Here is a 13086-nt window from a genome sequence, read left to right as displayed (position 1 = left end):
AGGATTATGCTTCGAACGTCCATGTTCGCGTGAATCCGGCGGCGAAAAAAAAGCGACCATGACCAAACAAGCCCCAACCGGTCAGCCGGCAAACACTCAGTCAGACGGCTTGGGAGACTCGCGCACGAAGACCACGAGCGCGGAGGCTGCGGTCATTGAAGCCGCCAATTACACAGCGAACAACGAGCCCTGATCGGCCAGATTGTATCAGCCTCTCACATTTCCAACCCGCGCTGCTCGCGTGCATCGTGGAGTTGTTTTGTCAGCACGTCGACCTTCGCTTCGAGATCGTCGATTTCCTCTTGCAGAATTGCACCGCGTTTCTCGTACCCCGCAATCCGCTTTTCGTAACTTTCGATTAGCATCTTGATACGCGCCTCAATCAACAAAGCCATCGGCGGCTGCGGCGACCTGCAGCAGATTGCCGGCGCCGACCACGAGCCGCGTCTCCAGCGATGGCGCCGTCTCGCCTTCCGCAGTCACATAGGTGATGCGGACATAATAGATGCTGGCCACAAGCGCGCCGCCGACAGCCGCCCACAGAAAAGGCGCGCGCGGCGGCGCGATCCCGCTGGCGAAATCTGCGCGACAATCGGCCAATGCGCCAGCTGCAGCGGCAGGAAGCCGCCATGGATCTGCCAGGGATGCGCCTCGCGCCGCGCCCAAAATTGATCCTGATAGGTTTGCACCTGGAAAACGCGGTTGCAAAACTTGGCGACGGCGCGCGACTGCCGCGTGATGACGTCTTTGAGCCAAACGTCATCAGCGCCCGAGGCGATTTTGAGCTCCAGCTTGATGTCGGCGAGGGAAATCAGGTCGAGCGGCGCACCGCCCTGAAAGGCGGGAACGGCGGGGATCAGCACCCTCGATAGGATCGTCGGGGACGAGGCCATCAGTACAGCGCCACAAGGCCCGAGGCCGTGGTTCCAGTGGCCCAAACGCGCTGCGCCCGGATGCTCAGCACGGTTCCGACCGGGACATTGGAGAGGGTGACTCCAGGGCTTCCCGCCTGGTCCATCGCGGTGATGGTGATGTTGCCGGCTTTTCCGAAATAAATCGCCTTGGTCACGAAAGGCAGATCGGTTGTGTCGTTCGGCGTGATGATGGCCAGATTCGTCGGCGGGCTCACCAGGTCCGGGCCCATGCCCTGAAACAGATCGGTCATGTCGATCCTTGCTATTTGGTGAGATAGGTTTGACGGCGGCCGTGCCTCGGCGCCGGCGACGACGCTGCGACCGGAAGAACTGCTTGCGCGGGAAATGGCTTTTTTGGCCAGTCCTGCAAATTGGCGGCGATGTCGCCGGATGCCTCGAGGCGGACCGCGACGTCATCCGGCAGGATGCGCGTCTCGCCCGATGCGGATCGGAAGTACGTCGCGGGTAAATTCGACAAGCTTCATTTGTTTTGTCCTTGCTGCGGCTCAGCGCCGCACCGATGCGTGCTTGCTATCTGGGCGATTGCTGATTAATTCAACGGCGAAGCGCCTAACTCTTTCTCAGCATCCGGTACTGAGCCTTGGTGGGAGCGTTTATTAGCCGACCGGCCGCTGTAGCGATGACTACAGCCGGCCGCGATTTTAGGAATTAAAATTATGAACATCTTCAGGTTGTTAGCCGTCGCCGCGATCGTTGCAAGTTCCACGGGTTTTGCAGAAGCAAAGCAGATGAGCTCGCATTTCTATGATCAGCGGTCTGCCCAGGAAACCGGCATTACGACAGGCCGCTCGGTTGGAGCCGAGACCCAGAATGGATCGCATGGCGCTGTTGAGCAGCTGCCCCCGGCGCGCGGGCCGTTCGAGGTCTATTGATATCGCAACAAACTGCGAGTCAACGGTTTAAGAGGCGGGAATCAGTCCCGCCTTTTTCTTTTTGCACGGAAGAATGCTCTAGCCGACCAGCGCTTCGAGCGTGTCGAAGCGGGCAAATACCCCAGCTGGGAAGATGACGGCGGTGTCCGTCGTGGCGTTCGAGAGATGCGGCGTGACGGTAAGCCGGATGAATTCGTCAGCTTGGCGGAGGCGCCAGGCGGCGCAAAGGTGATGACGCCTTCGACGCGATCGTCCTTGATCTCGGGCGCGAAATTGCCGACCGGGCACTACAGATTATGATCGGCCAGGACGATGTTATTTGAAAGGTAATTGTCGAGCCTGCAACCCTTGGCGACGAGGACGTCCTTGACGCGGTCGCTTTTGCCGCTGTTGGCGACAACGCGGATCTGACGTTCGCCGAGAGCGGCATCCGTGATCACGGAGCCGGCGAAGAGTTTATTTTGCATAGTCACGGATTCCCAGTGGCTCTGACCGCCGCCCCATTACGCGTACGATCGATCAAAGTTGGTCTGCATTACGGCCGCCGGCGGACATTAGGAAAATCTCGGCGTAGAGGCGGTCTTGGCCGAAAGCGATCGATCGGCTTTACGTCACTTGCCGCCGGCTCGTATAAGAGCGGCAATTCGCGCTTGATGTCTCACGGGCTCCCCAAGAGATGTTTTGTAAATAGAGTGGATGCCTCTTCGAGATCTTCGAAGATCATTGGCTTTCCGATCCTCTCCAGGAGGCCGGCCCGCTTCAGAAGATCCAGGGGTTCGCTGTGCAACTCGGCTATCCCGAATGCGATCCCACGCTCGGCAAACATGCTGCGCACCTCGTCGAGCATTGCCGCTGCCGTCGAATCTACTTGGACGATGGCGCTGGCGTCGAGCACGAACCAATGCGTATCGGACAAGCCGTTCGCGATAGCCATGAAGCGCGACTTCACATAGTCAACGTTGAAGAAGAGAAGACTGCCCTCGATCAAACAAATCGCCAGCCCCGGGATCGGTCGCGCTGCCTTCGACCTGTGCATTTTGTAGAAGCCATGTTGGCCGGGGATGACGCCAAGCATCGCGTCGCGGGGCCGCATTTCCTTCAGCAGCGTGTACAAGAGGGTCGCCGCTACAGCAATTACGACGCCTTTCAGGACGCCGAGACTAATCGGACCCGACATGCCAATGAGCGCAAAGACAAACTCTATCCGGCTGACTCGCCAGATCTCGCGGAGGCTCGCCAGGTCAATCAGGCTGATTGCGGCGGCAACAAGAATCGCCCCGAGCGCAGGAACTGGCAAAACCCGGAGAGCATCGTTCAAATAGAGGAGTCCCGCCGCGAGAGTGAGGGCCGCAACGATGCTCGACATTTGTGTCTTGCCACCAACGGTCATGTTAATGGCGGTGCGCGAATCCGAAACGGTCACTGGAAACCCGCCAAATAGCCCTGATGCAATATTGGCGGCTCCAAAGCCGACGAGCTCCGCATCGGCGTCCACCGCGAACTTGCCGCGTGCGCCGAAACTGCGCGCCGTGACGATGCCTGAGCCGAAGCTCACCAGCCATATCGCCGCGGCATCGGTCAAAAGGCTTTTCAAGGGCAAATTCATCACGTCAGGAATGGAAAACGTAGGCAGCGATCGGGGCAGATTACCCACCACCGCCACGCCCATCTTCTCAAAGTCGAAGATCGCAGAAGCCGCCGCTGCAATCACAACAACGACTATTGGTCCCGGCACCGGTGAGCGCCAAAATGTCATGAGCTGCAGAACGACGAACATCACAAACCCGATCACTGCGGAAAGCCAGTGGATCGATCCTGCTTTTTGGAAGAGCTCAAGAAATGGCGGAAAAAGCCCGTCGGATTCGATCCGCAAGCCAGTCAATCGTCCGATCTGACCCACAAGGATCGAAATTGAAACGCCGCTGATGAAGCCGATAAGGATTGGTTTCGACAAAAAGACGCTGACCACACCGAGATGAAGCCTACTCGCGACCATACAGAAGATGCCGACCGCCAGCGCGAGCGCCGAAGCCGCGGCGACGCGGTCAGTCGGCAGATTCATAGAGGTGTTTGCGAGTGCGGCGGCCAGGACGGTCATTGTCGGCGCGTCAGGACCAACAATCAGTTGACGTGACGGGCCCAGCAAAGCGTAACCGACAAGCGGGAGAATGCTTGAATAAATGCCCACCTCGGGCGGTAAACCGGCGATCGCTGGATAGGCGATCGCACTTGGCACGGCTACCGCTGCAACGGCGAGGCCCGCCGTCGCGTCTGGGCCAAACCACTGGGGCCTGTAGCCCTTAAGACTCGTCAAGATCCCATACCGCGCAAACATTGCATCAGCTCCGGCGCGGACTTAGTTGCTTAGGCAAGCGGGCGTTGCCTTAACCACAAATCCAAACGTATCCTATGGGGCTTGCGCGCCAACAGGAACCGACGCCGTAGGGCCACCATCGGCCACGCCAAAAGCGCCGGCCTGTCCCATACCAGACGCCACCGTAATAGCGGCCTCCAACTCGATGACGACTCACCGCTGCGCCGCGGCCTCCGTATCCGCGATGGGCTGCGCCCATGCCCCGATGATAACCATATCCACCCCGACTGACACCTATTCCATGATGCCCGGCAAACCCACGATGCCCACCGCCCCTTCCGCCCCGCCCACCGGACCGCACAAGATCAATATCGGGGGTGGATCTGACAGCGTCCGTTCCGAGGATTTGTGGTGCAATGGGAAACGCAAGAACCGGGTTGAAGTCGGCGATTACAAAGGCGAGGCTAAAGGCAAGTCGAAGCAGCTTGACCCTGTGCATGACGAGACTTCCTTTAAAAGAAAAAGTGTAAACGCAGAAGAACGGGAGCGCAATAGTCCTATCCTATGCCCAAGTTACTCACTCAGTAAGCTTTCCTAGGGCCCAGACCCATAAAATGGTTGGCGTGACAGGCGGATTGTGATTCACAGCTTCCGAAAGGAAGCGACTATGAATCGGGATCAATTCTGGCTGACGGACGCGCAGTTCGCGAAGATCGCGCCGCATCTTCCCACGGACACGCGCGGCAAGGCGGGCGTCGATGATCGCCGGGTGATCAGCGGGATCATTCATGTGCTGAAATCTGGCGGACGCTGGATTGACGCGCCGCTGGAGTACGGGCCAAAGAAGACTCTCTACAATCGCTACGTTCGCTGGGCTGCTAAGGGCGTTTGGATCGATCTGTTCCACGCGCTTGCGCAAGCAGGCGGGCCGCCGGCGCAGGTCCTCATCGACTCCTCGGCGGTCAAGGCGCATCGCTCGGCCAGTGGCGGCAAAGGGGGGAGAAGAATCAGGCCATCGGCCGTTCGCGCGGCGGGCGCACAACCAAAATCCACGCATTGACCGATGCGGACTGCCGCCCGCTGTCTTTCATGCTCACCGGCGGCCAAATCGCCGATTGCTCGGCGGGCGCGGAGCTTATCGCGCGACTTCCTCCTTGCGAAATCCTCCATGGCGACAAGGGCTACGACGCAAATGCGATCCGTCGGCAGGTCGAGGAGCGCGGAGCTATGCCGAATATCCCGCCCAAGGCCAATCGCAGGTGGAAGAACTGCTTCTCGCCCTTCCTCTATCGAAACCGCAACGCCATCGAACGCATGTTCTGCCGCCTGAAAGACTTCAGGCGCGTGGCTACCCGCTACGACCGAAACGCATTAAACTTCCTCGCCACAGTCTGCATCGCCGCTACCGTCAGCTACTGGTTGTGAGTCTGGACCCTAGGCCACCTCAATGGGCCTCGTAACTAAGCGCCTCCGTCGTCTTTACGACGGCAAGGGCCAACGATTGAGAATCCATGCAAAGGGTGCGCCGAATATTGGAGACCGAGGTGCTGCGCATATTCGTTGGCTTCTTCGATCGCCCATACTCTAAGCGATCTCTAACCCATTGCCCGAAAACCGAAGCCAATAGATCCTATCGTCTGGAATGTGAGTCTTCTCTATTAATGTGAGTCCAGTCTGTATGCGCAGCCGATAAATGGCATCCTTTGAGGCCATGATAATTTGAGCAAATTAGACAAACGGATTTTCGAGGCTCGATACGGCCGTTTGCCAAATAAACCAATTATAATAAGGCATTAGCATAAAAAATGTGAAACTATAAAGCATCTTAAGATAAGAATTGTAGTATTCGCGTTCATATATTGGCCTTCCAAGATTATAACATTCGCTGAAAAGCGCCCCCAGCCATTTTCCAAAGAGTAAAGGTAAATAAAGGAAATCAACCGAATGCCCTAATAAGCCATGCCGTGCATCTTGAGAGCCCGCAGCATGATGACGACGGCGCCGGCGGCGGGATTATGACGCATGACGCGCCTCCCGGGTCTTGCGCAGAGCGTCGTAGCGCTCGACGTTGGCTTGCGGCTCGGTGGTCAAGGTCAAAGCCTGCGGAGCCTTTATTGGAGGCGTGTCCATGGGCTTTCCGTCGACCAGCCTGTGGAGCAGGTTCAGAATATGTGTCTTGGTCGGCGCGCCAGCCTCCAGCGCCAGTTCGACAGCCGTGAGCACGGCTTGCTCGTCGTGCTGGAGAACCAAGGCTAGAATCTCGACCATCTCGCGGTCGCCGCCCGGCGTCTTGAGCAGGCGCTGTTGCAAAGCCCGGAAGGCAGGCGGCAGTTCGGCGAAGGGCGCGCCGTTACGCAAGGCTCCGGGCTTGCGCTGTATGACCGCGAGATAATGCCGCCAATCGAAAACGGTCGCCGTGGTCTTGCGTTCGTGGGAGCGGGCGAAGACGCGGGCGTGCTCGCAGACGATCTGCCCTTCGGCAGCGACGACGATACGCTCGGGATAGACCCGCACGCTGACCGGGCGATTGGCGAAGGACGCCGGCACGCTGTAGCGATTGCGGTCGAGATGGACCAGGCACGTCGGCGAGACGCGCTTGGCGTATTCGACGAAACCGTCAAACGGCCTCGGAAGCTGCATCAGATGCCGCGTCTCTTCGGCCCAGGCGTCGGCTACCGAGCCCGCCTGCGAGTTGTGCGCCGTTTGCGCCCACAGTTCCCGGCAGCGCGTCTCCAGCCAATTGTTCAGCGCCGCCAGGGAGGGAAAGCTGGGCGTCGGTTGCCAAAGCCGATGGCGGGCGTCCTGGACGTCCTTTTCGATTTGACCTCCGCCCGCCATCCAACATGCTTCGCATGCCGGACCCTTGGCGGGCTCCGCCTTTCTCCCACCCGGACGCCGGATTGCAGAACCCGGCCTCGAACAGGAAGTGACTGACCATGGCTAAGAAGCGGGCGTTGACCTTGCGCTCCTTGCCGCGTCCGATCTTATCGACGGCGGTTCGCATATTGTCGTAGATGCCGCGCCGCGGCACGCCGCCCAGGACGCGGAAGGCGTGATTATGCGCGTCGAACAGGATCTCATGGGTCTGTTGCGGATAGGCGCGGAGAAAGAAAGCGCGGCTATAGCTGAGCTTGAAGTGAGCGACCTGGAGCTTGGTCCGCTCGCCCGCGATGACCGCCCAGTCCTCTGACCAATCGAACTGGAACGCCTCACCGGCCATGAACGCAAGGGGCACGAAGACGCCGCGGCCCGTGGTCTTTTGCTCTCGCTGTCGGGCGTCCTTCCAATCCCGCGCGAAAGCCGCCACGCGATTGTAGGATCCGTCGTAGCCCAGCGCCGCCAGATCGGCGTGCAACTGCTTGATCGTGCGCTTCTGCTTGCGCGACTTCCCTGCCTCCTGTCGCAGCATATGCGACAGCTTGTCGGCGTAGGGGTCCAGCCCGCTCGGCCGCTCAGGAAGATTAAACTTGGGCTCGATGCTGTCAGAGCGCAGGTACTTGCGCACCGTGTTCCGCGACAGACCTGTGCGCCGCGATATCTCTCGGATCGAAAAATGATCCCGATAATGCCAGCGCCGGATGACGCTCAATAACTCCATGTCGATCACTCCATCGCCCCCCCCCCCCGGCCACGCCAAAGGGGTAAGGTTCGAACATGGGTCAGTTCTCGGCGGAAAAACCCGCGCTGCCTGGGTCAGTTCTCAGTGGAAATCAACAGACCGCCGCGGCCGCCAACTGTGGAGCCGGAGCCTCGCAGTCTCCTGGTTCTGGACGGTCGGCGCGGTGGCGGTTTCACTCACGCCGGTCGTCATTCGCAACAAGACCGGCGGCGGAATTGGCGTCGAGACCGCCATCACCGCGCTTTTCGCGCTAGGCATCGGGATCGGCTCGATCGCGGCGGCCTTGAGCGCCAAGGGGCGTATTTTGCTACGCCCGGTTCCGCTCGCCGCCGTCGGTATGGCGGCGTTTCTGATCGATCTCGGTCTGTCGACCTGGAGCCTCCCCACAGCCAGCGCGGAAGTCGGTATCGGAGCGTTTTTCAGCTCGGCCAATCGGCGTCCGCATCGTTGTCGATTTTGTTGGCCTGTCGTGCGCCGGAGGCTTGTACGTCGTGCCGCTGTTTACCGCAATTCAGGTGGACGTCGCTGCAGAGCGGCGAGCAAGAGTTTTCGGCGGGGTGAACATATTGAACTCCGCGTTCATAGTCGGTGGGGTTTTGGGGACCGCCACGCTGCAAAGCAAAATCCTAGGCCTTACCGAGCCCGTTCTCCTAGCGGGCCTTGGGGTTTTGACCCTTGGCGCAGCCTTTTATGTCAGCAAATATGTGTCGCGGCGGGTCAATCAATGAGCTGCGGAACAGGGCGTTTGGCCGTGGCGGACTAGAGGCTGCTTCGCGCGGCCGTGATTAATTTCAGCCGTGACCCCAAGTCTGTGGAAAGCGAGCCGCCAGCGCGCTTCGTGCAAGCGTGGACAGTTGTTTGCCTCTAATGCGGCAAAGCGGCGGCGACGTGGTCGCATCTGAGCCGGCGACGTCGCTCTGGGGTCCGCGTCGGCTATAAAATCAACGAGGTAATAATATATGCGGTCACGTGTTTTTTCCTTCGGGGTCCTTCTGGCTGGGCTGGCTAGCTTCGGCGTTATCCGCGACGCAGCTGCGACCGACGCGCAGAATTATGCGGAACTGGAAAAGGCGGTGCTGGATGGCAAGGACATCCGCATGACGCTCGATCTTTCGAAATGTCTCGTCCACAGCACGGAAAAACCAGGCCCCCTTGTTCGTGGGAGTCTGCACTTCGAAGGCTACATGGAAGGCGATCAAGGCATAGCGTTCGCGACGACGCATTTCACTGTGAGAAGCGACAACACGCCGGTGGACGAGTTTCTTTCCTTCAAAGTCGACCGAGCGGGGAAAGTTGATGCGAAAACGCGCTTCCTAAACCCGGTTACCTATGCGGTCTTCCATGAGGCGGAGTTTGATTGCAGCATGGGTGAGGGAGTGGCTTTCCACTGGTAACTGATGCGACGCTACAGGGATGGGGTCGGCGAAGCGCCGGGTCCCTCAGGGGGTGCCTCATGGAACAGGGGCGCTCCTTCGGCAAAGTGGGGAGCGCCGCAGCCGGATCAGAAGGGTGCCCGAACGCGACGATATAACTTCTCGGTCCCCGTCGGGAAATCCGCGCTCTTCTCCCAAAATCAGCGCGTAGTGATGGCGCTTTCGTGATGCTGGTCTGAATGAGCAGGTGACCACCGCGCTGGTCATCCACAAGCGTAATCCCGATGCAGCCCCGAAGCAAAATGTCCCACGAAAAATCCCACGGAATTAAATTGAGAGGGAGTATCTATTTGATTGGTTTGGCGTTTTAGGAATCAGCTATCCGGCCTGGGGGACTAGGGGTCGTGGGTTCGAATCCCGCCACTCCGACCAATTCTCTCGTTGATATCTCAGCGTAATTCACATCTTCGCCGTTTGACGCCAGGATCAGCTCTCGCGTTGGTGACCACCTGGTGACCACGAAGGCGGAATTGGACGCAGCGGGCCCCAATGAAGATTCGCTAGCCGAATCTATAAAGCTACGCGGTGGGTAAAATCGAAGTCAGCCGCATGTCCTCCGGGCACGCAGCTCCGGCCAAAAATTTTTTCCGCTTCGAATTATTTGATTGGTCGACAGTAAGGAAACTTCGCTCGAATTGCTGTTGCGCAATGGACGATCTGCGCGCCGCCGCTTTCTCGGGTTCTTGTATCTGGGTAGCCCGCTGGCCTGTCACGCTCATAACCTGAAGGTCACAGGTTCAAATCCTGTCCCCGCAACCAAATTAACTATATGAATACGCAGCTCTTTTATGAAGCCGCCCTTAGGGGCGGCTTTCGTATTTTCAGTCCATGTCGCCACCATCTCGCCACCGAAAAAAATTGTCTGGTTGAAGCTGCATTAGCTATGCTGCGTGGTGAATCTTGGAGTGCAGATCTCATCCCGAACGTCGGGCCGTCCAAGCTTTCATAGATGAGACACGGCTTTGGCATTCAAGATAGGGCACTGCGATGTCCGTATGCAGCTAGATGAGCTCACGAGACTGCCTTATGGCGTCGCTCCTGTACGGTCTGAAATTTGGGCGGCGCGAGCGGCACGCGTAAATCGCCTGCGGACGAGTTCGAGAGCGAAAAGGCCGCATTTGTGTTGATCAGGACGCCGTTTAAAAGTAAGCGCTTAGCCGAGGCCGTTCAGGCGGCGTATTTCCAGGGCATGAGGGCATCGATTTCGGCATTGGGCCAGCCGTTTGCGACGCGCTCGAGTGTCTGGGTGAGCCAGGCCTGAGGATCGATGTCGTTCATTTTTGCAGTTTGCAGCAATGTGGCTATGGATGCCCAAGTACGGCCTCCACCATCGCTGCCGGCGAAGAGTGAGTTTTTTCGTGTGATTGTTTGCGGCCGGATTGCACGCTCTACGATGTTGGAGTCGATCTCGATGCGGCCATCATTCAGGAAGCGTTCGAGCGTCGCCCGGCGTGAGATGGCGTAACGTATCGCCTCGGCGAGCTTAGACTTGCCGGAGATACGTGGGAGCGCATCTTGCCAAAGCCTGAACAGATCAGCGACGATCGCCACCGCAGTTTCTTGCCGGGCCGCAGCGCGCACTTCTGGCTCTTTGCCCCGGACGTTTTCCTCGACCTCCCATAGATGGGTCATGCGTTCAATCGTAGCCGTGGCAAGCTCGGAGCTGCCATTGACGTGCAGTTCGTAAAATCGTCTCCGGACATGGCTCCAACATCCCGCGAGCGTGACGGCGTCATTGCCGCGGTCTGGCCTCGCGAGGCGATTGTAGGCCGTATATCCGTCGACCTGCAGAATGCCCCTATAACCACCGAGATGACGGGCGACACAATCGCCAGACCGGCTATCTTCGAAGCGATAGGCAACCATCGGCGGGCCGCTGCCGCCAAAGGGGCGATCGTCTCTCGCATAGGCCCAGAGATAGGCTGTCTTTGTGCTGCCGGAACCGGGCGCCAAGGTCGGCAAGGTCGTTTCGTCGGCGAAGATTCTTTCCGCCTGTTTGATCCGGGTGAGGACGTGTTCAGAGAGGATCTCAAGTTCAAACCCGAGCCGGCCCATCCATTGGGCCATCAGGGCGCGATTGAGTTCCACCTTGTCGCGCGTGTAGATGGCCTCTTGCCGGTAAAGCGGCAGGCCATCGGCATATTTGGAAACGGCAATAAGCGCCAGGAGAGCTTCCGTCGGAACGCCGCCCTCGATGATATGGGCCGGCGCTGGAGCCTGGATGACACCATCCTCATTCTTGAATGCGTATTTAGGCCGGCGCGTGACGATGACGCGGAACTTGGCCGGCGTGACATCGAGCCGCTCGGAGACATCTTCGCCGATCAGGATCTTCTGTTTGCCTTCATTCTCGGGAAGAGTGTCCGGTTCGATGACGATTTCGAGCCGCTCGAGATGGGCGGCAAAACCTTTGCGGGGACGTGCGGCTCGTTTGGCCTTATCGGGACTGGGCCGCTTGTCGAGTTCGGCCTGGATGGCTCCGATCCCCGTTTCAATCTCGTCGAAGACGAAGGCACTCTGTTCGTCATCAAGAGCTTTCGAGCCAAGCTTCTCGGAGCGGCGCCCGAACCTTGCCCGTTCCAATGCCTTGAGGATGGAGGTCAGTCGCGCGATGCGTTCGTCGGCGCTCGCATTCAAGGCTTTGAGATCGGCAACTTCGGCTTCAAGAGCTTCCGCGCGAGCCGCTTTTTCAGTCATGGCCAACACCATGGCCTTGAGCGCATCAACGTCGTCGGGGAGCTTGGAGCCAGGCACTACCATGGGGCTCATAAGAGCACATTTTGCCCGCGATTGCCGCCCTATTGAAACGCCCGATTCACTCTGTCGCAGGCGTTTTATCCAGCAAACTCCGGCCGTTTCACTGCCACCGCGTGAACGCGTTTCCAGTCCATCCCATCGACCAGCGCCATTAACTGAGCCTGGTTGAGTTGAATCCGGCTATGCCCGATCTTCGGCCAGCAAAACTGCGCTTTCTCAAGACGTTTCGCATAAAGACAAACGCCGGATCCATCCCAAAATACAATTTTGATTCTGTCGGCCCTTTTTGCACGGAAGACGTAAAGCGCGCCATCGAATGGATCGCTGCCGCTGTCACGGACCAGGGACAGCAAACCGTCTACGCCCTTGCGAAAATCGATCGGGTGACTTGCCAGAAACACTTTGACGCCCGATGGGATCATGCCGAACGAACCGCGCGGATCACGCGCCGCAAATGTGTTTCGTCGGCCGTCGCATCCGCGCGGATGACAACGCCGCCGACAACAATTTCGATAACGCAAGGCGTGGGCTGCGTGACTTCAAGAGATGCATCCGCCGGTGGCGCTGGCAGGCTGGCCGATCCCTTACGTAAGGCCATGCGCCGCCAATCAAAAAGCTGCGCGGGACTGATGCCGATGCCTCGGGCGATCGCCGAGACATTCGCTCCAGGCACCAGAGATGCAGCTACGGCCTGTTCTTTGATCTCGTCCGACCATCGCCGCCGCAGCTGCGACGGTGCTCCCTCAAGACGATCAGGAAGCACCTCGATCATATGGAAGCTTCTATCCCTAGACCTATGCGCAGACATAGAAGTTCAAACCAGCATTTATTGCAGCTCCCGCATAAATACCTGCTCGTCAGACGCTCCGCCATATGGGTCCAGCTTGGCGCTTACTTTATTGCAGCTCCCGCATAAATACCTGCTCGTCAGACGCTCCGCCATATGGGTCCAGCTTGGCGCTTACGTTTAAAAACGAAGGCCGCCATCTTTGGTTTTTGAGCCGGTATAGATAGGACAGCGCGCAAGCGCACTGAAACCCCCGAACTGAGCCCACAAACGCTGCCCAACCATCAGGCGATGGCAGCGATTGCCATATGTCCTCGGGCTCGGCTCCGGATAAGTTTTCGACCGACATGGCGCCCGAAGGTCAATGCC

The 13086-nt window shown here is 58.6% G+C and carries 14 protein-coding genes and 1 pseudogene; 4 read left to right on the top strand and 11 right to left on the bottom strand.

Going from position 1 to position 13086, the window contains the following annotated elements; genetic code table 11:
- Positions 1-215: 215 nt before the first annotated feature.
- The 5 genes from WDN46_15075 to WDN46_15055 are packed head-to-tail and all read right to left on the bottom strand — an operon-like array spanning position 216 to position 1392.
- Complete coding sequence (locus WDN46_15075; GenBank protein ID MEJ0094696.1) at positions 216-395, bottom strand: hypothetical protein; 180 nt, start codon at positions 393-395, stop codon at positions 216-218.
- A complete protein-coding gene (locus WDN46_15070) occupies positions 379-516 on the bottom strand; it encodes a hypothetical protein (GenBank protein MEJ0094695.1) in 138 nt (45 codons plus the stop codon). Before WDN46_15070 ends, WDN46_15075 begins: the two co-directional genes overlap by 17 nt.
- Complete coding sequence (locus tag WDN46_15065) at positions 480-893, bottom strand: hypothetical protein (GenBank protein ID MEJ0094694.1); 414 nt, start codon at positions 891-893, stop codon at positions 480-482. The genes WDN46_15070 and WDN46_15065 overlap by 37 nt, the downstream gene beginning before the upstream one ends.
- Positions 893-1165: a hypothetical protein gene (locus tag WDN46_15060; protein MEJ0094693.1), complete on the bottom strand. Its 273-nt coding sequence runs from the start codon at positions 1163-1165 to the stop codon at positions 893-895. Before WDN46_15060 ends, WDN46_15065 begins: the two co-directional genes overlap by 1 nt.
- Before the next feature lie 11 nt (positions 1166-1176).
- Positions 1177-1392: a hypothetical protein gene (locus WDN46_15055; GenBank protein MEJ0094692.1), complete on the bottom strand. Its 216-nt coding sequence runs from the start codon at positions 1390-1392 to the stop codon at positions 1177-1179.
- A 199-nt stretch (positions 1393-1591) separates the two neighbouring features.
- Here WDN46_15055 and WDN46_15050 point away from each other — a divergent pair, with 199 nt between their 5' ends.
- Entirely contained in the window at positions 1592-1807 is a 216-nt protein-coding gene (locus WDN46_15050) for a hypothetical protein (protein MEJ0094691.1), read from the top strand.
- 287 nt (positions 1808-2094) lie between these two features.
- Here WDN46_15050 and WDN46_15045 read toward each other — a convergent pair whose 3' ends face one another.
- Both WDN46_15045 and WDN46_15040 read right to left on the bottom strand, forming a co-directional pair.
- Positions 2095-2274: a hypothetical protein gene (locus WDN46_15045; GenBank protein MEJ0094690.1), complete on the bottom strand. Its 180-nt coding sequence runs from the start codon at positions 2272-2274 to the stop codon at positions 2095-2097.
- Between the two features lie 191 nt (positions 2275-2465).
- Positions 2466-4142, bottom strand: coding sequence for a SulP family inorganic anion transporter (locus WDN46_15040; protein ID MEJ0094689.1), 1677 nt, complete (start codon positions 4140-4142; stop codon positions 2466-2468).
- Positions 4143-4788: 646 nt separating this feature from the next.
- Between WDN46_15040 and WDN46_15035 the strand changes: the two genes are divergently transcribed.
- A protein-coding gene (locus WDN46_15035) for an IS5 family transposase (protein ID MEJ0094688.1) occupies positions 4789-5546 on the top strand; the annotation gives its coding sequence in 2 pieces (ribosomal slippage) (positions 4789-5128 and positions 5128-5546; 759 coding nt in all).
- Between the two features lie 588 nt (positions 5547-6134).
- Here the strand turns inward: WDN46_15035 and istA are convergent.
- Positions 6135-7719 (bottom strand): annotated as a pseudogene (gene istA, locus WDN46_15030) (IS21 family transposase).
- A gap of 578 nt (positions 7720-8297) precedes the next feature.
- On the opposite strand from istA, the gene WDN46_15025 reads away from it, so the two are divergent.
- Together WDN46_15025 and WDN46_15020 are read left to right on the top strand one after the other, a co-directional pair.
- Positions 8298-8468 carry a hypothetical protein gene (locus WDN46_15025; GenBank protein MEJ0094687.1) on the top strand — a complete coding sequence of 57 codons (171 nt, stop codon included), beginning with the start codon at positions 8298-8300 and terminating at the stop codon, positions 8466-8468.
- Between the two features lie 231 nt (positions 8469-8699).
- Positions 8700-9134 carry a VirK family protein gene (locus WDN46_15020; GenBank protein MEJ0094686.1) on the top strand — a complete coding sequence of 145 codons (435 nt, stop codon included), beginning with the start codon at positions 8700-8702 and terminating at the stop codon, positions 9132-9134.
- Between the two features lie 1206 nt (positions 9135-10340).
- Here WDN46_15020 and WDN46_15015 read toward each other — a convergent pair.
- The 3 genes from WDN46_15015 to WDN46_15005 form a co-directional block, all read right to left on the bottom strand.
- Positions 10341-11933: an IS66 family transposase gene (locus WDN46_15015; protein ID MEJ0094685.1), complete on the bottom strand. Its 1593-nt coding sequence runs from the start codon at positions 11931-11933 to the stop codon at positions 10341-10343.
- Positions 11934-12007: 74 nt separating this feature from the next.
- Positions 12008-12352 (bottom strand): IS66 family insertion sequence element accessory protein TnpB, encoded by a 345-nt coding sequence (gene tnpB, locus WDN46_15010; GenBank protein MEJ0094684.1) that lies wholly within the window; start codon positions 12350-12352, stop codon positions 12008-12010.
- Positions 12349-12702 (bottom strand): transposase, encoded by a 354-nt coding sequence (locus WDN46_15005; GenBank protein MEJ0094683.1) that lies wholly within the window; start codon positions 12700-12702, stop codon positions 12349-12351. The genes tnpB and WDN46_15005 overlap by 4 nt, the downstream gene beginning before the upstream one ends.
- Between the last annotated feature and the right edge of the window lie 384 nt (positions 12703-13086).

It is taken from the genome of Methylocella sp., assembly GCA_037200525.1.
Classification (GTDB): Bacteria; Pseudomonadota; Alphaproteobacteria; order Rhizobiales; family Beijerinckiaceae; genus Methylocapsa.
The sequence above is the reverse complement of the archived record's forward strand: the minus strand, read 5'-3'. Positions and strand labels throughout refer to the sequence as shown.